Annotated in this window: 18 protein-coding genes; 10 read left to right on the plus strand and 8 right to left on the minus strand. The window is 39.8% G+C overall.

Translation table 11 applies throughout. The features are described from left to right. Nucleotides 1–166: 166 nt before the first annotated feature. From LV85_RS05905 to LV85_RS05925, 5 genes are all read right to left on the minus strand, one after another. Nucleotides 167–2,272 carry a M28 family peptidase gene (locus LV85_RS05905; protein ID WP_111317275.1) on the minus strand — a complete coding sequence of 702 codons (2,106 nt, stop codon included), beginning with the start codon at nucleotides 2,270–2,272 and terminating at the stop codon, nucleotides 167–169. Then, the gene (locus tag LV85_RS05910; RefSeq protein ID WP_111317276.1) at nucleotides 2,269–3,444 is read right to left on the minus strand and encodes a C40 family peptidase; all 1,176 of its coding nucleotides are present in this window, start codon (nucleotides 3,442–3,444) and stop codon (nucleotides 2,269–2,271) included. Before LV85_RS05910 ends, LV85_RS05905 begins: the two co-directional genes overlap by 4 nt. A gap of 289 nt (nucleotides 3,445–3,733) precedes the next feature. Further along, on the minus strand, nucleotides 3,734–5,035 hold the full coding sequence (locus LV85_RS05915) for an amidohydrolase family protein (RefSeq protein ID WP_111317277.1): 1,302 nt from the start codon (nucleotides 5,033–5,035) through the stop codon (nucleotides 3,734–3,736). A gap of 21 nt (nucleotides 5,036–5,056) precedes the next feature. Then, nucleotides 5,057–6,442 (minus strand): amidohydrolase family protein, encoded by a 1,386-nt coding sequence (locus LV85_RS05920; protein ID WP_111317395.1) that lies wholly within the window; start codon nucleotides 6,440–6,442, stop codon nucleotides 5,057–5,059. 4 nt (nucleotides 6,443–6,446) lie between these two features. Continuing rightward, complete coding sequence (locus LV85_RS05925) at nucleotides 6,447–8,144, minus strand: amidohydrolase family protein (protein WP_170125601.1); 1,698 nt, start codon at nucleotides 8,142–8,144, stop codon at nucleotides 6,447–6,449. 316 nt (nucleotides 8,145–8,460) lie between these two features. Between LV85_RS05925 and LV85_RS05930 the strand changes: the two genes are divergently transcribed. The 5 genes from LV85_RS05930 to LV85_RS05950 are packed head-to-tail and all read left to right on the plus strand — an operon-like array spanning nucleotide 8,461 to nucleotide 14,256. After that, nucleotides 8,461–8,823 (plus strand): response regulator transcription factor, encoded by a 363-nt coding sequence (locus LV85_RS05930; protein ID WP_111317278.1) that lies wholly within the window; start codon nucleotides 8,461–8,463, stop codon nucleotides 8,821–8,823. A gap of 10 nt (nucleotides 8,824–8,833) precedes the next feature. Then, nucleotides 8,834–10,378, plus strand: coding sequence for a hypothetical protein (locus LV85_RS05935; RefSeq protein WP_211318380.1), 1,545 nt, complete (start codon nucleotides 8,834–8,836; stop codon nucleotides 10,376–10,378). Nucleotides 10,379–10,382: 4 nt separating this feature from the next. Then, nucleotides 10,383–11,834, plus strand: coding sequence for a glycosyltransferase family 2 protein (locus LV85_RS05940; protein WP_245942170.1), 1,452 nt, complete (start codon nucleotides 10,383–10,385; stop codon nucleotides 11,832–11,834). A gap of 2 nt (nucleotides 11,835–11,836) precedes the next feature. Then, the gene (locus tag LV85_RS05945; RefSeq protein WP_111317397.1) at nucleotides 11,837–13,066 is read left to right on the plus strand and encodes a YaiO family outer membrane beta-barrel protein; all 1,230 of its coding nucleotides are present in this window, start codon (nucleotides 11,837–11,839) and stop codon (nucleotides 13,064–13,066) included. Continuing rightward, entirely contained in the window at nucleotides 13,066–14,256 is a 1,191-nt protein-coding gene (locus LV85_RS05950; protein ID WP_111317281.1) for a hypothetical protein, read from the plus strand. Before LV85_RS05945 ends, LV85_RS05950 begins: the two co-directional genes overlap by 1 nt. A 3-nt stretch (nucleotides 14,257–14,259) precedes the next feature. Here the strand turns inward: LV85_RS05950 and LV85_RS05955 are convergent, their stop codons facing one another. Then, the gene (locus LV85_RS05955; RefSeq protein WP_158531147.1) at nucleotides 14,260–16,191 is read right to left on the minus strand and encodes an LTA synthase family protein; all 1,932 of its coding nucleotides are present in this window, start codon (nucleotides 16,189–16,191) and stop codon (nucleotides 14,260–14,262) included. Nucleotides 16,192–16,342: 151 nt separating this feature from the next. On the opposite strand from LV85_RS05955, the gene LV85_RS05960 reads away from it, so the two are divergent. From LV85_RS05960 to LV85_RS05980, 5 genes are all read left to right on the plus strand, one after another. Next, nucleotides 16,343–16,885, plus strand: coding sequence for a class I SAM-dependent methyltransferase (locus tag LV85_RS05960; protein WP_111317398.1), 543 nt, complete (start codon nucleotides 16,343–16,345; stop codon nucleotides 16,883–16,885). A gap of 9 nt (nucleotides 16,886–16,894) precedes the next feature. Continuing rightward, nucleotides 16,895–17,140 (plus strand): hypothetical protein, encoded by a 246-nt coding sequence (locus tag LV85_RS05965; protein ID WP_111317283.1) that lies wholly within the window; start codon nucleotides 16,895–16,897, stop codon nucleotides 17,138–17,140. Between the two features lie 41 nt (nucleotides 17,141–17,181). Continuing rightward, the gene (msrA, locus tag LV85_RS05970) at nucleotides 17,182–17,760 is read left to right on the plus strand and encodes a peptide-methionine (S)-S-oxide reductase MsrA (RefSeq protein ID WP_111317284.1); all 579 of its coding nucleotides are present in this window, start codon (nucleotides 17,182–17,184) and stop codon (nucleotides 17,758–17,760) included. A 129-nt stretch (nucleotides 17,761–17,889) separates the two neighbouring features. After that, nucleotides 17,890–19,557, plus strand: coding sequence for a DUF6909 family protein (locus LV85_RS05975; protein ID WP_111317285.1), 1,668 nt, complete (start codon nucleotides 17,890–17,892; stop codon nucleotides 19,555–19,557). A 63-nt stretch (nucleotides 19,558–19,620) separates the two neighbouring features. Beyond that, a complete protein-coding gene (locus LV85_RS05980; RefSeq protein WP_111317286.1) occupies nucleotides 19,621–19,971 on the plus strand; it encodes a hypothetical protein in 351 nt (116 codons plus the stop codon). A 531-nt stretch (nucleotides 19,972–20,502) separates the two neighbouring features. Here the strand turns inward: LV85_RS05980 and LV85_RS05985 are convergent. Both LV85_RS05985 and LV85_RS05990 read right to left on the minus strand, forming a co-directional pair. Next, the gene (locus tag LV85_RS05985) at nucleotides 20,503–21,882 is read right to left on the minus strand and encodes a carboxylesterase family protein (RefSeq protein WP_111317287.1); all 1,380 of its coding nucleotides are present in this window, start codon (nucleotides 21,880–21,882) and stop codon (nucleotides 20,503–20,505) included. Next, nucleotides 21,875–22,366 (minus strand): GyrI-like domain-containing protein, encoded by a 492-nt coding sequence (locus LV85_RS05990; protein ID WP_111317399.1) that lies wholly within the window; start codon nucleotides 22,364–22,366, stop codon nucleotides 21,875–21,877. The genes LV85_RS05985 and LV85_RS05990 overlap by 8 nt, the downstream gene beginning before the upstream one ends. Between the last annotated feature and the right edge of the window lie 85 nt (nucleotides 22,367–22,451).

Raw genomic sequence — 22,451 nt, forward strand, 5'->3', positions numbered from 1 at the left:
GTTGACAAGAAAGCTAGTTTGAATTTAACTTGTTATTAAAATTGTCGAAAAAGTCATTTTTCAGGATATTGTCAATCTTCAAAATCAATAAAAAATGGGCTTAGAATTTAATCTAAGCCCATTCTTATGTCTTGCATCTTGAATCTAAAACCTAAGGTCTAGCATCTTATTTCAGACTCTTCGTCATCTTATCCACCTTCTTGCTCAAATCCAGAATAGCCTTAGCATAGCGGGTATCCCACTCTTTTAGACGATCTGTTGAGTTAGTCTCCACCTCGTATTTGATACCAGGTAATATCCAAGAAGCATAGCCTGAGAATGGATCAGTACTTACATAAAGTGATTTATACCAAGACCCAAAATACATTCCTTTAGGATCGATCCAGCTTTTCTCCAATGAAATCAATTCCTTGTTTAAGGCATGGATTTCTTTGTCAGAAAAATCACCTGAAGCCAGTGCTGCATTCATTGCTTTTTCGTAAGCTGCTGAACTAATTTTTAACTTTGCGATAGCAGCATCGACCTTATCAAAGGAATTAAATGAAGGATCCATTTCTTTAACGGATTTCACAGCATTGTCAAAATGCAATCTCAGATCCTGAGCATATCTAGGTACATCGTAAGGAATGATGGTAGCATTCGCCAATCTCAATGTCAAGACGCCTATCAAAGAAGCAACTGTTCCTCCCATTTTGAATGTAGGGTCAACGAACTTGCTGTAGTAATGGAAGTTGTCATAATTGGAATGGTAGGCAGAAGTTCCGCCAGCTCCACCACTCATACTTGGTACACCTGCATACATATAGAATGCAATGTGATCTGATCCACCACCGAGGTTTCCAATTCTTGGCTCTTCTTTATTTCCTGCCCAAACCTGATAAACAGTCTTAGCAGAATCTGGATAAGCTACTTCCTTAGAAGCTTCGATGATCAGATTTTTCAAGGTAGGAGCTGCGGATACGCCAAAATTTCTACCTGAAACAGCACCGTCGAAATTCATGTAAATCACTGCATTCGCACCCAATTCATCTTTGAATTGCTCCACCCACTCAGTAGAACCAATTACTCCTTGCTCTTCAGCATCCCAGTGTCCGATCAGGATTGATCTTTTTGGACGCTCTCCGTTTTTGATGATTTCACCCATGGCTTCTGCCAAAGTCAGCATCATCGCTGTACCTGAGTTAGGATCAGTAGCACCAAAACTCCAAGCATCGTAATGACTTCCAAGAATAATCCATTCGTCAGGATATTCAGTTCCTACAAACTTCCCAACAATATTGTTTGCTCTGATATAATCTACAGGCTGCTCTACTTTTACACGAACTTTCAGATCAGCTCCACCAGTAATTCTATACTCAAAAGGTAATCCACCTTGCCATCCTTCAGGCACAGATGAGCCTTTCATTCTACTCAGAATCTCTTTTGCTGCACCATAGCCAATTGGCGAAACAGGAATAGTGTGGAATGCCACATCTTTTGGATCTAAGCGTTTCACTTTTTTATCTCCATCTAAAGGTAGAGCTGGCTCGAAGGGAGTGAGTGGATCTCCTGTGTAATCCAACGTCAATAAAGAACCTCGCTGTATGGTAGTTTCATTATAAAATGGACCATCAGGATATACATCGCCCTTACCATATCCAGAATCTTTAGGATCGGTATAAATGATCAGTGCTGCAGCTCCATATTGCTCAGCAAATTTGGCCTTGTAGCCACGGAAATTCCCACCATATCTAGCAATCACTACTTTACCCTTGAGATCAACACCCAATTCGGCAAGTTTTTCAAAGTCAGCTTTCACACCATAGTTGGCATAAACTACTTCAGCGGTGACATCCGCAGAACCTGAGTAGGCATTAAATCCTTTATGCAATCTTGAATCTGTAGAAAAAGGATCTCCATCTATCGGACCTTCCTGCTGAGACAAAGTCATCTTTTCCGGAGTGATGATCTCCAAAAGTGACTCGCCAGGTTTATTTGGCAAATACACATCGTAAGGGTAGGAGGTCACGTCCATTCCTGCCTCTTGCATCACCTTAGTCATGTATGCCGCGACAGCTTCATTCTCTGGTGTGCCTGCGATATGTGGAGCTTTGGTGAGTTCTTTTAGGTGAACCTTAAATTGGCCGTAATTGACAGCTTTCAGGTAATCTTTCTCAATGGACTCTTCCTTGGTTTTGTCCTTGGGGTAGAAGCCAGTGACCTGTTGTGCATTTGTGCTCAAGCTAAAGCCAAAGGCCAAAGCGAATGCCAAAATGGGTTTGTTTACATTCATGGTTGATTGGTGGTTAAAAGTTCTGATACTGATAAAATGTGTTCCGAAGGTACGTTTACTATTCTTTTTGTTCTTAGGTATCTTCCTAATTCATATTCGTCATAATTAGGGTTATTTGGGTCAAAGCTAGAGATCCTAACCAGTCCTCGGGAATGGATAAACTCTCCATTTCCTATCCACATGCCCACATGGACTACTCGCTCTTTTTTCTCTGGAGTTCCTTTTACACCAAAGAAAAGTAAATCTCCGACCTGCAGTTTGTCCCAGTTTTTGTCTGCGTCTACAAGTTCGCCTTCATTGATCTGCTGAGAAGCATCACGAGGAATGATTTGTCCATTGAGGTAATAGATGGTTTTAGTGAAGCCACTGCAATCGACTCCTTTGATAGAAGTGCCTCCCCAGAGATAAGGAGTTCCCATCATTTGCTTGGCTGTACTGATTAATGCTTCCGGTGTGGTGTTTCTAGAAGCTATCCAGCTTTCCCAATCTTGGGCTTCTGATGAGGAAATCCATCCTTGACGGCCATCAGGCAAGTTGACTTTTAGCTGATCCTTCGTTTCATCCTGAATGGTTAGAATATCTCCAGCCACTAGATCAGAAACCATTTCAGTCTTGTCAGAACTTTTCCAAACATGACCAGTAAGTGCTGTAAAGACAACTTTCGGCTCACGAAACCAGTGTTCCAATTCTGCTTCGCTCATCAAATGTACACCAGCTCTGTCCACCCAAGAAAGGTATCCATCTGGGGTTTGGACCAAGAACCAGCCATCGTTTTCTTTCAGAACATTGAGTGGTGTTCCCATTAATGCTTGTGTGGCGAGTTCTGCCGAGTGCTTGGGTTGACTACGGATATTGGCAACGGATATGGTAACCAAGGCTTTGGTTTTCTCTCCCAATCCTGCATCTGGTAATCTGAGTACAGCATCCGTGAAGCTGATTTGCTGAGCCTTGAGTTCGTCTACCAATTCCTCTAAGGCCTCAGGCTGATTTGTTTCTCCTTTGAGAGAGTCATTTTCAAACCTCAATTCCCAAAGTGAAACCCGCTTGTCTGGTGCTATTACAGCTCTTTTTGCTTCAATAAGTGAATTAACTTCAGCTTCATTATTCTCGCTTTTGCAGGAAAATAGGAGTGTGAAACACGAGAGTAATAATGGGATATATATTCTTTTCATCTGTTATGTGGAATTTCTAAGTTTATCCCGTAAATGGGATTGACTCGTAAACTGTATTCATTCAGCTAGGTGTGCTATTCTCCTCATGCCTATTTGCCTCGGGCAGGCTGATTTTCATAGCTTGTGCAAAATAAAAGAAAACCACAAGAAATCGAGTATGACGAGGTACATCTCTAGGATGATTAATCTCAGTGTGAGATTCTTTGTGGCCTTTTATAAAAACAATAACCACAAGAATCGCTCAAAATCTGAACTCTCCTTGTGGTTTTAATTGACTTAGCTTGGAAGATTAATTCATCTTCAATCCAGGAGAACGGTCAAGAAACTCTTGGTATAGCCTGATTTGACGATTAGAAAGTGGCATTCTATAACCATCAATAAATACATGTAGGATATTGGTCTTAGTCTCAAATGGATCACCATCAGCGATGATCAGGTTTGCTACTTTTCCAGCTTCCACAGATCCGTATTGGTCAGCCACACCGAAAATCTCGGCAGTGTTGATCGTAACGGCTTTCCATGCTTCTTCTTTTCCCATTCCGTAGGCTGCAGCGAATGCAGCAAAGAATGGAAGATTTCTAACGTTCTCTTGGCCGTCTGTTCTGATTGCCACTTTCACTCCTGCTTTAGCCATTTTACCAGCATTAGCATAAGGTGTGTCATATCGATCAGAATCACGAGTAGGTAGGGACTGAATCGGTCCTGTTACCACAGGGATTCCTGCTTTAGCGATTTCCTCTGCTACTCTCCATCCTTCAGATACTCCGGAAAAGATAACTTTGGCATCTTTGCCTTCCACCCATTTGATGGCAGCTTGAATATCAGAAGCTTTGTTTACTTCAATCAAAAGAGGTAGTTCGCCAGTTGTCGCTTTAGCCATTTGGGCCATTTCAGGATAGTATTCTAATTCTGCACCATTGGCAGCCAGAGTAGCATAGCTCTTTGCGTTATCCCAAAGGTCATTTGCTTCTTTGAGTGCTTTCTCATTGGCTTTTTTGATGTCATCATCAGATCTTCTATCAAATCTACCACGACGTCCTGAGCTAGGGAAATTCATTACGATAGCTTTGAAACCAGCATACATCTGATCTGGCGTATAGCCATTTAGATTGATCAATGCAGCAGTGCCAGGGAACAATCCACCTGTAGGAACAGTCAGTACAGTCGTAACTCCAGAAACTCTAGTCACAGGAATTGCAACTGAATTAGGGTTTACAGCTGTTAGAGCCTGCATATTAGGGCTGAAATTCCCAATTTCTGCATAGTCTACAGTTTCAGGAACAGAGCTCACTTCCACTAGTCCTAGTTTGGTGCCACCATCTATCATTCCTGGGTAGATGAATTTGCCTTCGCAGTCTATTACTTCAGCTCCGTCGGCAGAGATATTCGCACCAACTTCCTTGATTTTTCCATCTTCCACCAATACCGAGGTATTGTTTAGAACGCCATTAGTTATTGTTACTACGGTTGCATTTTGTAGTAGAAACTTACCCGTTCTTGGCTTGATTACTTCCCCGTCGATCTGAGCTATTGCCATCATAGGCAATAAGGCAAAGAGGAAGGCGAAAAAGGTTTTATTTAGTCTTTTCATGTCTTCTTTGATTACGGGTGATTAGTAATTAGTATGGAAAAGTGAATTGGTAGTCTCAAACAAATGCTCAGTGTCCTGCATGCATCTGCTGTTGTGACCTTCATAGATCATGACTGGTTCTACCATATCGGTTGCACTTACTTTCAATCGCTGATCATCTGCGTCTTCTTTGATATCAAAGTATTTTACACCATCTACAAAGGTCATTTGAGGTACAGCATAAGATGAAAGCGGATGTCCTTCGAAAATCACCAAGTCAGCTTGCTTGCCTTCTTCTATAGAACCTACTTTATCCGAAATGCCCAATTGCTTGGCTGGATTGATGGTAATCATAGAAAGCGCTTGCTCATCGGTCATTCCACCATATCGCTGGGTCTTAGCAGCTTCATGATATAGGTGACGAATCAGTTCAGCATCATCTGAATTGATAGAGGTGATTGCACCGTTTTCAGTTAGGATTGCAGCGTTGTATGCTGTGGAGTAGTAAACTTCAAACTTATAAGCCCACCAATCTGCAAAGACCGAAGCTCCCATCGTGTATTCCGCGATTTCTGGAGCCACTTTGAAACCTTCGTTTGTATGTTGGAAAACCAATTTGGTGATACCAAAGTCTCTAGCCACATTGATAAGCATATAAATCTCATCTGCACGATAGGAGTGACAGTGGATGATGATCTTTCCGTCTATGATATCCGAAAGCACTTGAAGTCTTTCGTTATGCACTGGAGGTAGGGCATTACTTCCTTTCTTAGAAGCTTCTGCATTGTAAGAAGTCCAAGCTTCCTTGTATTGAATAGCCTCATTGAAACCATTTCGAAGAATTGCTTCAACTCCCATTCTAGTACGAGGTTGGATACCATTACCTCTACCATGAACTCTCGTTGGGTTTTCTCCCAAGGCAAATTTGATGGTTCGTGGAGCTTCCTGCATGATGATATCTGCGGGATCAGTTGAACCCCATCTATGTTTCAGAGTGGCATTTTGACCACCAATCACATTTGCAGATCCATGCATAGCATGTGAGATGGTTACACCACCTGCCAAGGCTCTATAGATACCCACGGCATAAGGATTTACCACGTCTTTCATACGCACTTCAGCTACGATAGGAGCGGTAGACTCATTGACTACATCTAGTCCAAGGTGAGAGTGAGCATCGATGATTCCTGGCATCAAATACTTGCCAGTAGCATCGATCGTCTGCACTCCAGATGGTGCATTTAGATTTTTACCAACTTTTTTGATGATGCCATCTTGTACAAGAACATCCGAATTATCTAATGTTCCTTCTGTAATCGTAAGAACAGTTGCGTTCTTTATCAATACACTGCCTTTTTTCACTTGGGCTGAGGCAAACTGAATACTCAGACCCAACAGTGCGGCAAGAAAATAATTTACTTTTTTCATGTCTTTACTTGTTAGCAATTAGAGTTGGATTGAGTGTGCCTTTGAATGGAAAAGATCCAAAATCGCCCACGGTCATGGTTGCTTCATAGCTACCTTCAGATACATCTCCAGCCACATCTACTTGAATCTCCATTCCATTGGCAGAAACATTAAATGAAAATGATAATGTGCTGCCTTCTAAAGCCACATTGCTGATAGGAGAAGTTGCTTTGCCAGAACCAGAAGGGTCATCATAGGTGATAGTTCCTGTATAATCTGAGCCATTTTTCTGGATAGAAAGTATACCTCCGCCTGATCCGGCAGGACTTTCAGAAGTGTAATCCCAGTTTCCTTCGATTTTCACATCTCCATTTTCTTTGCCATTTTTAGCGCCCTTCTTTTTGGCTTTAGTTTCATAGTCGTAGACAAATCCATCTACAACCATATGCTTGATTTGAGAATCTTCTGCGAAAAGGGAATCTGTGCTCATAATCAAATTGGCAATTTTCCCTTTCTCGATAGTCCCAGCCACATTACTTAAACCTAAGATTGTAGCAGGATTAGTAGTCAAGGCTGCAAGAGCTGCCTCTTCAGAAAGGCCATTAGCAATCATGGTTTGAACTGCCTTCATGACATCTCCTGATTTCACATCTACGATAGAAAATGCGAAAGGAATTCCCGCTTCTTCTAATTTGCTAGCTTGAGCCAGTGCCTTATCATAGGCTTCTTGAACACGAGCATTAAGGGTTTTGACCTCACCTTCAGCATCATCCTTCTGAGCTTTGATTGCTTTGTCATCTGGAATTTCCAGTTTCACTAGCACTCCAGCTCCAGATGCCTTGATTACATCCAAAACAGTTTCATAATCTTCCAAACCTGTCAAAACAAGTTTGAATCCTTTTTCTTGCTGCAGACTAATTGCTCTTCTGATTTCTAATTCTGAAGAAGCAGTAAATAATACAGGGATCTGGCCTGTAGTTACATCCTGCATAGCCGAATAAGTAGGCGTGATCTCTGGACGTTTCAAGCCAGCTACCGTGCTGTATTTTTGAGAGCGCTGAGAAGTAAGCTCCGTGTTATCATATATTTCACGAAACTTTGCCATGACACCTACTGCAGTACCAGGATACATTCCTCTAGAACCTCTGAAACTGGCAGCTAAAGCTGCGTTGTTTTTCAATAAGTTGGTAGAACTTTCTGAACCTAGAAGGACTATAGATGTCTTTCCAGCTATCATTCCTCCATCAGGCATGAGCTGTGCAATGGTAAATCCAACTTTTCTTAAGTCATCTACATTGCTGTCTGCAATAGAAAATTGATCTAGAGCCGATCTCCAAGGAGTTATACCTGCGATTTCATCTGGCGGGTTTGAAGACACAAAGTCTTTTGGTCTTTCTAAATCTTTTGGTTTGGTGATTCCTACCTCAGATGCTCCAGCTATAAAGCCAGGATAGATGAATAGTGAGTCACCAGCAATCATTCGAGCCTCTTTGGGTAGGCTTAGGTTGCTTCCTACGGCTTGAATCAGTCCGTTTTTGACGAGGACTGTTGCCTTGATCCCAGCCTTGCCAGGAGCAGTGAAGACGGTTGCATTTGTTATTGCATAGGTATCAGTAATTCGCCTTTGCCCGGTCGGATCGCTCTGTGCTTGAGCCATTGAGGGTAAAAGCCATCCTGCAACTAATAAGCAAAAAACACCTGCATACAGTAGTTCTTTTTTCATATGGTTGAAATGGTTTTAAAGTAAAGAGCGAAGATTGAATCTATCATTAGCAATATTGAAAGCCAATAATAGCGTCTATCTCCACCTCTTAGATGGTTGTATTTTGATAAGCAAGCTAGTAAAAGCGTTTTCAGAATCCATTTGGAATTATTTTATGCAGCTTATTATTTGACCAATGGCAGTAAGGTGGATTTGAAATGCTATTTCAATTCTACGAGAATCATCCGCGATAATCCAAATTTATTTGACTGGTAAATAAAGTATGGTTTTAAGCATTAGATATTATCTTTGAGCCTAGTATCACCCCCACTTAAGAATGAAAAAAATCCTAATCATCGAAGATGATTTACTTATTTCAAGCCTTGTACAATTCCGTCTGGAAAAGGATGGTTACGAAACTATTTTAGTAAAAGATGGGAATGCAGGCATCATTGCCATTGATACTGAAACCCTTGATTTGATTATTACAGATGTAATGATCCCCTTCAAAAACGGAATCGAAATTATCCATCATGCTAGAAAAACTAAGCCTGACGTTCCTATTATTGTCTTAAGTTCCTTAGGTGAGGAAGAAAAAATAGTTTTGGAAGCGTTTAACTTGGGAGTAGCTGATTTTATTCCAAAGCCCTTTAATCCGAATGAACTGGCAATACGAGTGAAGCGAGTCCTTAGAGCTTAATAATATGATAGTGAAACGTACAGCTACACTTGTATTCTTGCTTTGTCTGTTGATCAAAACTGAAGTGGTTTTGGCTCAGAATGAGCAAGTATTTGCTGATTCCATTTCATTTGTCGATTTTTTGAAAGCTCAAGGAGAAATCCCTGGGCTGAATTACAGGCTAATTGATTCCTCTGGTAAGATTATTTCTACTGCTTTGGCTCCAGAAGTAGGCGGTATTGTTGACTATTCTCAGGCGTTGGCGATACAGGATAGTGTTTTGAATAGGGGTTCTGTTGAATCGACTCTGGAATTTCTTGTGTATAATGAGTCTAGTAGTTTTGAAGCTTCTCAAGAATACGTTTCTAATCTCCTGCGCAATGGAGATATAGTTGTGAATACGCCAGATTCTGTCAACAGGAAGGATTTGATTTCTCTTGCAAATAAGGAACGATATTCTCCTCTGCTTTCAGGTCCTTACTCATACATCGGAGACTATAAGATTTTTGCAGTCATATCGACTATTACTTTATTTTTCGTTTTCGCATTCGCTATGATTTTCTTTATGGTGCTCTATAAAGCACGCAGAAATCGCAAAGAAAAGTTAGTAGCAAGTTATGATGAGCAAATTGTAGGTCCACTGTCCGAGATTTTGTTTGAAAAAAGTCTAGAAGAACTCGAATCCTTGAGTAATGAGGAACTGTATTTAAGTTTTCCTGAGAACCAGCTAAAAAAACCTATTTATATGCAGGTGCTGGTAGGTAGGATTTTGGCCCTTAATAAGAAAATGAAGGGTGATTTTAAACTCAAACTTAAAGCTCTTTACAAAAGATTGGACCTCGATAAGCTATCCATAGAAAAGCTGAAAAGTACTAAATGGGATAGAATCGTGACAGGTATGGTTGAGGTTAATGAAATGGATTACACAGAAGCACTAGTCTGGGTGAAAAAGCACGTTAATTCACCTAATTTCCATATTCGGTCTCAGGCGGTAGCTACCTTACTTAATCTTTCTGAAAATATAGACCTTACTTTTCTTCGTGATCAGTCTTTTCCTCTTTCTCGCTGGCAGCAGATGAATTATTTACGGATCATCAAGCATTTACATTCGACTCGTAATTTACATTTAGGGAATTTGTTTGATTCTGAAAATCAGAGTATCCGATTATTTGGCTATAAACTGGTGCGAGTGATAGGTAGGGTTGATCTTTTAGCTGATTTGGAAAGTAAGTTTCCTTTTACAGAGATAGAGGACAAGATTGAGATTATCAAAACCTTTGAATATTTGGGAGTTCCAGCCTTATCTGAATTGATCAACGGAAGTCTTACATCTGAGAATATTAAGCTAGCGTCTATTGCGGCAAGAGCCGCGGGAGTGATTGGTGATCAAAGCACTGCTCAGTTGATTATTAAGATATTGAATGATGCTCCAGGTTTTAAATTGAAAATGACATTGATGAAAAGTTTGCAAAGTCTAAATGTGCAACTTTATAACCAATTCATTGAAGAAAATTTAAGTCCAGATTTACAAAGAATTAGTCAACATTTATCTGATCCTCTGCTCCAAGATGTATAGTTTCTTGTTTTATCTTATTTTGGAAGTATTCGGGATAATATTTCTTTTCCTTAGCTTCTCAGTGATCGTGATCTATTTATTGATTATGATCTTAAGTGCCTTAGAAATGCGCGATCATAGGAGGAAAAATAGGTTTGCAGATTATCAAGATATCATTACTTCTCCGATTGCGCCAGGTGTATCTATATTGGCACCTGCATTTAATGAGGGAGAGTCTATTGTACAAAATGTCAAAAGTCTCCTCTCACTTCACTATGGTAAGTTTGAAGTAATTGTAATCAATGATGGTTCTAAAGATGATACGCTAAGTAAGCTTATTAAGGCCTTTGATTTGAAAATCACCGATTTTGCCTATAATGAAGAAATATCCGCCCAACCAGTTCGTGGCATTTATAAATCCAATAATCGTTCTTTCAATAGACTTGTAGTAATCGATAAGGAGAATGGAGGCAAGGCTGATGCACTGAATACGGGGATCAATGTCGCATCAAAAGAGCTGCTGGCTTGTATCGATGTGGATTGCATTCTTTCTCATGAGTCTATTACGCGTATGGTTAGACCATTTATGGAGGAGACCAACCGTAAAGTTATCGCAGTAGGAGGTGTGATAGGCATTGCGAATAACTGTGATGTACAGGATGGCACCGTAACCAAATATCGTGTCCCTACTACCTTATTAGGAAGATTCCAAGTAGTGGAATATTGTAGAGCATTTTTGATGGGGCGTATGGCTTGGACGAGACTAAATGGACTCATGTTAATTTCTGGTGCTTTTGGTTTTTTCAATCGAGAGTTAGTGGTGGAGGTAGGAGGGTATTTCCCGAAAACAGTAGGTGAAGATATGGAATTGGTCGTGCGAATGCGACGCTACATGGAAGAGCGAAAAATACCGTATAAGGTAGGTTTTGTGCCTGATCCTCTATGCTGGACTGAAGTTCCGGAGCAAGAAGAGGTGTTAGCGCGTCAGAGAAATCGCTGGATTCGTGGGACTATCGAAACACTGCAACTTCATCGTGTCACCCGTTTAAATCCTAACTATGGTGTAATGGGCCTAGTGTCTTATCCCTATTGGAACATATTTGAAAAAATGGCTCCTGTATTAGAGTTGTTAGGTTTATTGTACACCTTAGTACTCATCATCATTAATGATTTCTCGGCTTTTTATTTTGTAGCCCTATTTGTCGTTCTGTACTTGTTGTCTATTCTTGTATCCTCATTTAGTATTTTGTATGAGCAAATTGCATACAATAATTATAAAGATAAAAAGGACCTTAATAAACTGATTTTCACTATTATTCTTGAGCCATTGATGATTCACCCGAAGGTAGTTTTTTGGGGCTTGAAGGGACATTGGGACTTTATCGTAGGCAAAGGAGGATGGGGTAATATGATCAGAACAGGCTTCAAAAAATCGGAAGACAAAAAGAATATTGAGCCTAACAGCCTGAATTCATGACTATGAAAAAAGCATATATACTTCTGTTTTGTTCAATGATTTTTTCACTGGGGCTAAAGGCACAAGATTCCTTTGATCCTGATGTTTTGTTGATAGATGCCAGAACATTGATATTAGATGGAAAGTACATTGAGGGGAGAAAAATTGCTTTTCGGGCACTATCGAAGTACCCTGATTATGCTGATATCCTAATTTTGGTTGGGAGGAGTTACGCTTGGGAAGGCAAGAATGATTCAGCCTCGATATATCTGGAGCGGGCTATTATTGCTTCTCCGGATTATGAAGATGCCTATTCCGCCTATTTGGATAATTTGTCTTGGGCTGAGCAATACGATCAAGCTGATGTTGTTCTTCAAAAGGCTAAAGACAATTTGGGACAGCCACTTCCCCCTAGTTTGAGGTATAAAGAATCCAGATTATTATACTATAGAGAAGAGTACGATGATGCTTATGAGATAGTGGAAGAACTATTTGAAGCAAAATACAACAACGAAGGTTTGCTGAGCTATATGCAGACCCTTCAGCGCTTGAGGCGAAATAATGCCGTGGGAATTACCTACGATTACGATTCATTCTTTAATGATATATCACCATGGAATACTTTTTCCTTTTATGGTAGAACTCGTACCAAATTAACAGGAACGCTTATCGGAAGAGTGACTCAATCTTCTCGGTATGATGATAACGGCACATTATTCGAATTAGACGCATATCCTTCCTTGGGTAAAAAAGCTTATGCATATGTGAATATTGGTGGCTCTGCTGCAAGCTTTTTTCCACAGTTTAGATTTGGGGCTTCTATCTATTACAATTTGCCCAAAGCCTGGGAAATAGAAGGAGGGTTTAGATATCTTCAATTTTCGGAATCCACCACTATATATACTGCTTCACTAGGTAAATATGTTGGTAATTGGTGGTTTAATCTTCGAGGAAACTTGATTCCAGGAACAGGAAATAGCCTAGGGACCTCAGCAAATCTACAGGCAAGATATTATTTCAAGACTGGAGAAGATTTCTTCTCCGCACAGGTGAGTTCAGGTGTGTCTCCTGATGAGGAAACTCGTGATCCTACCCAGCTTCTTAATTCCTATAGAGTTAGGTTAGGGTATCAGCAATTGATTACAGATCGATTTATGATCTATGGATATACAGGGTATAGTCGTGATGAATTAGGGCCAGAAAGGTTCAGAAACGACCTTAATTTTTCTTTGGGAGTTGAATATCGATTTTGATGAAAAATATAGTTACTGAAGAGTTTAAAGTATTCTTTGGACGGGTATTCCCGTTCATTTTTGTCTTAATTTTTATTCCCTTGATCAGCTTTTTGATTTGGTTTATCTATCCCACCAAAGAGATGGAGGTCCTGATTATTGATAAGACTGTGCCATCGGATTCTTACCAAGAACACCGTTCTATTTTTTGGGCCTTGGAGTATCTGAAGTTTCAAAATAAGGAAGGTGATTTCTACGACGCGGGTAGTGATTATTTTGGTTTTTTCCCTGATAAAACCCCTTCTTATGGTACTTCAAGAGATCTCAGCCAACTATCAGAAAATGAGATAGTAGAACATGCTGATAAGCTAGATGTGCTTTATTTTGCTGACACCTATGGGGTGTTTGAAGACGATTTTCAAAGTGTGGCTTCTGAAGAGATCTCGAAGAAAATTTACGGTGGATTGAATCGAGGTGATATCAACTTATTGCGGGAGGTAGCTTCACAGAACAAAACGATTATCGCAGAATTCAACACCATGGCTTCCCCCACGCCACTAGGTATTAGGACAGAATTTGAGAATCTCATGGGGCTCAAATGGACAGGTTGGATTGCCAGGTATTTTGATGAAATGGATACTACTATCAATTCAGATATTCCTAATTGGTTTATCAGTCAATATGTAGAGCAGCATGACAGCACTTGGGTGTCTGCAGGTCCTGGGATTGTATTCGTGCATGAAAATGGAACAGTAGAGGCTTTTTCTAATGGCTTGGACTACAATGGCGAAACACCCAAAATACGAACGCAAAGGGTCAATCAGCATGGGTTTAAATTGCCTGAAATTGTACCTTACCCTGATTGGTTTGATATCGTACTTATTGAGCGTGATTATCAAGTGATATCCTATTATGACATTGACCCTTCTGACCAAGGAAAGGAAAAGCTAAGAGATATGGGCTTGCCTCGATATTTTCCAGCCGCTGTAGTCAAGGATGTGGGTAAAGGTCAATACTATTATTTTGCTGGAGACTTTTCTGATATGCCAAATTCTACTGGCTCTCCTAAGTTTCAGGGTTTACCGTTCCTTTGGAGAGGATTTCATGTAGTGACCGATTACGCTGATAGAGAGAGTTTTTATTGGAATTATTTCTACCCACTTCTTTCGCAGATTTTAGAAAAAACATACGATGAAAAGCATGCAGACTAAGCTCTAATTGACGGGCAATAGCTTACGAGTTTGAATGGTGTAATTATTCTTGTTTTTAAAATCCTCGAATTCTCCGGTTAATTTATTTTTCAAAACTTGATCTTCTATTGGATCAATATTTAAGCCATCAGAAATAACAAACAATTGGTCATCGGAGAGAATATACTCGCCATTGACGTATTCCATCAGCTGGTTTTTATTCCTCATGAGCGGCATTGCTATTTTGGATTGGAAAATCCTTGAAGTATCCAATACCTGGCCCATCCAGACTTCCTCCTCAGGAACTTGAATTCCTATTTGAGATTGCAAGAAGGACAAAATGGATGGAGTCACTTCAAAATGACTTATCATTCCCTTAAAGTAAGTAGGCCTCTTGATCAAAGGAGAATAGATGATCAAAGGAACATGAAAACGATCAATCCTTGAAGACATAGGAATGTCGGGAAGACGATGATCACCTGTAAATACAAAGATTGTATTGGCAAATTTTGGGTTTTTGCTATAAGATGTAATGAAATCCTTAACTGCATCATCAGCATAAAGGATTGTCATGTATATATCTTGATATTCCCTGTATTCAGGCTTTTTAGCTTCACTTAAATTCAAATAGCTATCTAGATGGTTTTCAAACTTTTCTGAATAGTATTCTCTCTCAGGAACCAAATATGGATCATGGGAGGTGATAGTTTGGAATATACCCAACTGAGGGTTGCCGTCATTTTTTGGAAAAAAAGATAAGCCATTGCTGAATATCTCCTTGTCACCATATCCCCATGTAAATCCATTGGCAGGTGGCATTTTTTTATATTTCGGATCAAATCGATGGATATCAATCAATTGTGATACTCCTGCATATTGTAAAAATTCTTTTTGGTGGTCAAAACTCACATCACTACCAATGAAAAAGCTTGACTCATAGCCATTACCGTTCAAAACACTAATTAAGCTTTGGTGGTGAGGAAAATCCTCAAACAATTCTTGAAATCCTCTTTCGCCATAGGGAAGTCCTGCGAAAAGCCCAGGAAGGATACCGAATGTTCTACCAGTAGATGAAATAGCATTCGTCCAAACCAAACTATGAGATTCTAGCGAATCGAGAAAAGGAGTGAAGCTTCCTAGGTAAGCATCCTTCCCAGAATATGCCTTGCCTAAACTTTCGATAAGCACGAAAACAATGTCTGGTGCTGAGGTGAGGCTGTCAAAATATGGGCTCAACACGTCGGGATAATCCGCTTTGTGAAGAAATGGATAGCTCGGATCTGTATACTCTTTTTTGATAAATAAGGCATCATCGAGCGATCTCAGATAGAAATCAAAGTAATATTCATTCTTATACATAAAGTAATCGAATGCTTCCTCAGAGAGGTACTTTGATTTATTCAACTGAATATTCGCTTTTACTTCATTCAGAATATCAGATTCACCAAGTGGAACGAAATACAAAAAGATTAAAAACCAGTACAAAGCAATGGTAAATGCAATGGAGGTTTTTGTCTTGAAATTCAGGTGTTTATTTGCGAGGTTAAAAGCGAAAAATAAAATCGCACTTAAAATTATTCCACCTCCTATAGTCATGAAATTAAGCTGCCCTGAAGATCGGACAGTGAGGATAATGTCATCTATGTTGTAAGCAAACAGATCTTTCCCAAGTGGCAGAAGGGTCTTGAGAAAATATAACACCAAGGCTGTTTGTACCAAAAGTGCTATCACTAACCAAACTTGGGTGAAGCGCTTCGCAAAACTAATGGATAGTAAACTATTTATTACATGAAGAATGAATAGTAAGCCCAGGAAATAAAGAATCCAGTTGAAATCTTCAAAAACACTAAAGCCTACAACTTCACCGAAAGTGACGCGAATGCTATGGGATTTGAAAATTAAAAGCAACTCAATTACTCTCAATAAAATCATTAAGATTGAGAATATCAGCGACATACCCCAAAAGTTATTAAGAGTAGTTTGGATTTTTGCTGGTAGATTAGATCGAATTTCAGCCTTTTGGGCCATATTTACACTTTAAATTTTGGGTGAAGCCCGAAAAGATAGGGCAAAATCAGGTATCTTCAAGGGAAGAATTAAATATTATATGAGCAAATCAGATTTGTTGTTGGAGTTATACTCCAACCTGAGCACAACTGGAGCTGTGGCATTCAGTTCAAAAACATTGGTAAAGAAGATGCTTACACATGTTGATTTCAAAGGTGCAAAATTAATTATAGAATTAGGAGGTGGTGATGGAAGTATTACGAAAGGAATAGTAGAAAAATTAGATCCAAACACCGAGCTTTTGGTTTTCGAAATCAGTAAATCTTTTTGCAGTTCTATGGAAAAGTTATTTCCGCAGGAAAATGTCAGAATTATAAACGATTCCGCTGAAAATATCGGAGAGTATTTACAAGGTAGAAAGGCTGATTATGTTCTGTCTAGTCTACCTTTCAGTTTTATTGCACCCGAAGTGAGGGATCAGATCCTTTCTCAAAGTAAATCCGCACTTACTCAAAGTGGCTCCTTTATACAGGGTTGTTACTCATATTTGTTGAAAAATTTATTCAAAAAGCACTTTGAGAGAGTGAATACCAGTTTTACACTTAAAAACCTTCCGCCAGCCTTTGTAATGGTTTGTAGATAAGGTCTTGCTATGGAAGTTCTTCGAACAGCCATTTTGGATATGCTAAGGCGAAAAAAAGGGGCTTATTTTTTCTCAACTGACGTTGTGCAGCAGATGTTTCCTGAGGATTGGGAGCAATTTGTCGAAGAGGTGAATACTACCGCTTTGGAATTGCAGGAGGAAGGTTTAGTCAAAGTCTCTGAAGAATGGCCATCTGATACCGGAGATTTGCATAGGAATAATTCATTGAAAATATCATCCCCAAACAAACTTTAGTAGATTGATTTTAGTTTGAATGGCTAAATAAAAATTGAGCTATGGATAAGGAATTGAAACTACCCACCACTGAAGTACAGATTCCCGAAGGGTTAAATTTAATTACTTTAGGTGCTGGTTGTTTTTGGTGTATCGAAGCGGTTTTTCAGCGCCTTAATGGTGTAGAAAAGGTGGTTTCTGGATATTCAGGAGGTTTTGTAACTCAGCCTAGCTACCGGGAGATTTGTACCGGAACAACCGGTCATGCCGAAGTAATACAGGTTTATTATAATCCTTCTATCATTGATTTGTCATCACTATTGGAAGTGTTTTGGGCAACTCATGATCCAACTACTCTGAATAGACAGGGGGCAGATGCAGGCCCTCAATATCGATCGGCTATATTTTACCATACCGCTGAGCAGGAGAAATTGGCAAACAAACTGAAGACTGAATTGAATGATTCCAAGGTTTTTGATTCAGCTATTGTCACTGAGATTTCAGCTTTTACTAACTTTTACCCTGCGGAATCAAATCATCAAGATTTCTATAATCAAAACCAAGGACAACCATATTGCCAGTTTGTGATCAAACCCAAAGTGGATAAGCTAAAGAAATTCTTTGCAGAGCGTTTAAAATAGTATTTGCTAATTTTGACTATGAAAACCAGCCTTAACTTATGAAATCGAGCATGTAGCATGTGATATACTACGGGGTATTTATCCTGCAAGCGAGATTCCACGAGGCCAACAAAAAACAAATATAAACACATGAAACGAACCAGAGCACACGAGTCCAGAGCCGCGATTGAGCGATTGTATATTACGATGAGGCACCTTTTTACCAGAGGTAGTTACAAGCCAATGGGGATTTCGGGTGAAAGTCTTGTGGATGCATTGCGGGTCTTGAGTCCTGAGATTTATGGTTTGGTTACAGACTTTGAAAAGATCGAGTTGGACGGCTTACTCTATGTGATGGAGCGTCTTCCTAGAGGAATAGAAGAATGCCGATTTGTGCGTCTGATTAGTCGTGAAGGCTATGAAACATCCAAGTTAAATGCGATCATTCCGTCCAAACGTAAGCGTAACTGCTACCGACTGGATGAGCATATCATGTATGTGGAGATGACTCGTGGGCGCTCAGATATATATGATATTCTGACTCACCTCACATTTTTATACATTGAGTCCAACAAAATCTACAACAACAGTACTGATCCGAAAGGTAAGATTTCTACCAACTGGCTGATGCTGGAGGAATTTGTGCAGAAGGAAGCAGCCGGAGAGGATTTTGAGAAAGAAGCAGCTAGTGCTTACCTCAGTCATCTGATAGGAAGAACCTATGAGGAGACTATTCAGGCTGTCGATAAGTTTGAAAAAAGTAGTAATTCCAACAGCCTTTTTTCCATCGTATATCACATGGGGAAATTGGCACAGGATGAAGCTACTAAGCATTTGGATCGTGAAATCTCTTTTTCCACCACACTTAGAGAGCGAATAGGACATCATGTTTACGGAGAAATGTGGGCAAGAAGGATCAAGATCGCATTAGATCAGCATGACCTGCTGAAGCGTCCTATACATATAATTTCAGCCAATCTCCATTCCGTTGTCAATACGATTTACGGTGCACAGTTGCTTGACCTGAAGAGCTACGAAGCGCTGGAAGAAGTGGTAATGGAAATCTCTGTCAACGCAAAGAATAACAAGGGAAAAGCTATTGAAAAATATGCACTCAAGCATGGTTTTATCAATCTACCAGATGAGTCAGGGACCAATATTGGAGCTCAGATTATTGATACAGCACTTTTGGAAAAAGATGAATTGATTCCTGGTGTAAGCTTGCCTAAAGAAAAATCTAAAAAACCAGTTTTTGTGGTGATGGATTATGCTTTTGGAGAGCAAGCCTACGAGTGCTTTGACGAGTTGCTTAAGCCTTATGAGAAGGATGGCAAGGCTATACCGCTGGATGTAGTTTCTACTTCGATCATGGGGAAAGCAGGAATTCTTTACGGAGGAAAGGGTGACCTAATGATCCCTGATGCCCACGTTTTTGAAGGAACTGCAGATAATTATCCATTCAAGAATGAATTGAAAAAAGCCGACTTTGAAGGCTATGGCTTAGGTGTTTATACTGGGACGATGATCTCAGTGCTCGGTACTTCTCTTCAGAACAAGGACATTCTTACTTACTTTATGGATTCCTCATGGCAGGCAGTAGGACTGGAAATGGAAGGAGCACATTATCAGAAAGCAATTCAATCAGCTTCTAAAATCCGTAAATCAATTCGCTCTAATGTGAAAGTGCTTTATGCATATTACGCATCGGACAATCCACTTGAAACAGGAAGTACCCTGGCTTCAGGAGCTTTGGGGATGGAAGGAGTGAGGCCAACTTACTTGATTACCTATAAGATCTTAGAGAAGCTTTTCGGATAGAAATAGTAAGCTGGACTGTAGCGTCCAGCCTTTTTTTTGCGTCCTTTTTTCATAAAGAACATTATGAAATTGAAATATTACTTAGCCTTTACAATCCTACTTATACTTTCTCTTCAAAGTTGTCAGGATGAGAACACACCGCTAAACCAGTTAGAATTCTATTGGGATCAAACGGGTTGTTCTGATCCATGGAATACTAATTCTAACAATTCAATTAAGGAGACACAAAAAGCTGTTGAGGATTACTTAAGTGACGAAGGAGTAAAGGGAGCAAAAGTATTATCGATTACGGGAGATGGTGTTGAACAAGGTTGCGAAGCCTGTTTTTGTACGACTGGAAACCGGATTTATGTGACAGTTCCTCTTGACCAGATAGGTAAAATGATTGCATTAGGGTTTAAGGAATCGAATTAGATGAATTCTGAAGAAGATTTTCCGATAATTTTTAGCTCGTGCTTTAAGAATATGTCAGTCCGAGTATTAAATATTATGTATATCCGCTTTTCTACCAGTAAGGTGGAAAAAGCAATGTAAGATATGTTAAACTTAAAAATTGAGGCCACTTCGGTCTTCGGTCATCGGTCTTCCAGCCTGATAAACAAAGAATCTAAGGTGACTGGCATCATTGCGGATAATCATATTAAATATTCTTTGAACACACAAAAATTGAAATGACAGTAATTTGTTTTGGAACCATAACCATGGTCACCTTGAGCACTTGAGAGACGAGAGTCTCGAATTCGAAAGGTTCTCGAACCTCTAGACTCCCGTCTCTCGGGCACTCGAACTGACCAGCTTTTGATGTCCTCAAATCAATCTGTCATTGGTAGCGCAGTCGAGGACAATGTGATCTTGCCTTCGACTTCGCTCAGGCAGACATGGATCTATATAGTCAACAAAAAACTACTACTTACGACTTACTACTTTTTACATTTTACTTTTCACCTACATTCCCTTTCTCTGCGAAAATAGCCAAGTCCATAGCTCAGGCTCCGTACTCACTTGATACCAGATGTTATGCCCTTCATTCTGGTACTCAGTGTATTTTGGTGATTTCCCAGCTTCTTCCATAGCTTCGATCATATCTCTGGAGCCTGATACTGGTACATTTTTATCTTTTTCGCCATGAAAAGCCCAGACTGCCACATCTGTAATCTCTGGAGCTAAGCTAGGATTTCCTTCTCCACATACTGGAATGGCAGCGGCAAAAAGATCAGGCCTTTCCGTGATAAAATGCCAAGTACCATATCCGCCACGAGAGACTCCTGTAATGTATCGGCGATTTATATCAATGTTCTCTGTAGCATCCAAAGACTCAATTGCTTCAAACACCAACTGATCTATCACGGGGGTATTTGGAACACCGCCCCAACCTTCGCCTTCCGGGCAATAGGGTACCATGATATATGCAGGGTATTTCAGGCGATTTACATTTTCAGAAAGCACCTGGGCAGCACTAGCTTCATAGCCAGCATAGGGAAGGGAAATTACTAGAGGATATTGCTTCGAAGAGTCAAATTGAACTGGGTTGATTAGTAGGTAGCTCAGACTATCACCTTGGCTTCCTATAAAAGTCTTTTGATCAGACATTTCTATCATCTGAGCTGTCTTCTCCTGATTTTTTTCATACCAATAATGTGACATATAACTGTCTCTTAGAAAGATATAGCCGCTTGCCAGAAAGGCAACGAGCAATAGAAATTTGAAAATAGCATATTGCTTGTCTTCTTTTTTGAAAACAATATTATCTGTGGCTTTTAACTCCTCTTTGAAAATCAGAACAAAAAATATGGGAGTCAGAGTTGTACTAAGAGATATCCATCGGGATGCTTGCTCTAGCATCCAAAGCGTAGCACTTTCTTTAATAGTTAAGGCAAATAAGCTAATCGCCAATAAAAGAGCACTAGTGATTAGGATCAGGATACCGGCAGGTTTAAACCATTTTCGTAACGAGGCATTAGAGAAAATAAGAGTGGCGCCAAAGACCATTGAGGAGCAGAGCAAGAAAATTACTACCGCGAAATACAGGCTGCTAAGATGTCGATTCGATATCATGTTATATAAAACAATCATCTGAACCAAGGTCAAAAGTGCAGTAAGCAGTAAGGTATAAAAGGCAGCTTTGTAATTTTCTCTATAAAAATACTTAATCAGAATTGCCGTTCCAGCAAAGTAGATGAGGTTCGAAAGAAAGAAATAATAAGGATAAACATCCAGGTAAAACACCTGTCCACCAATCACCAAATAAGCAACTGCATGCAAAAAACCTGTAATGACGGTCAATACCATGAGAAATATCCCGAAACTGTATTCGCTTCTAGTCATTGGTTTTGGGCTTAATCGGAATCCAAAATTCTTCTTCGGAATCCGGGTTATTGTTCTTATACTTTTCTCCCATTAGAGCAAAGTGTGGTCTGTGGTCAAGCTGGTAAATTGAATTGGGAATCCATGAGCCAAGAATATACTGATACATTTTTGGGGCATCACTATCTGAACCCTTGAATGGAAATACAGCGTACAAACCTGTTGGAATAATAAGCTCTTCCATGCTTTCTGGAATTGTTTTCAGATCAGCCACTGCGACCGCTGCCCATTTGTCGAACTCAGTAGCGGGATTAAACTCATCAAAATAAGATAGAGAATCGTACACTTCCACTGAATACAAGTCATTTCCAATGCTATTTGAGATTTCTCTTTTCCTAGGCATAAAAGACTGCCAAAGCTGCTGAGTCTGATTATTAATAAAATTCATTCTCACTTTTTTACCAATTAGATTGGTCTCAGGAAGGGGTTTTATGCTTGGATTCATGCTGATATTACTATTTTTTATGTAGGTCAATGTGCTCATTGAGAATAACATAGAGTACTCAATGCTTTTTCCACTTAGTTGTTTT

Source organism: Algoriphagus chordae, assembly GCF_003254055.1.
In the GTDB taxonomy this organism is placed as follows: Bacteria; Bacteroidota; Bacteroidia; order Cytophagales; family Cyclobacteriaceae; genus Algoriphagus; species Algoriphagus chordae.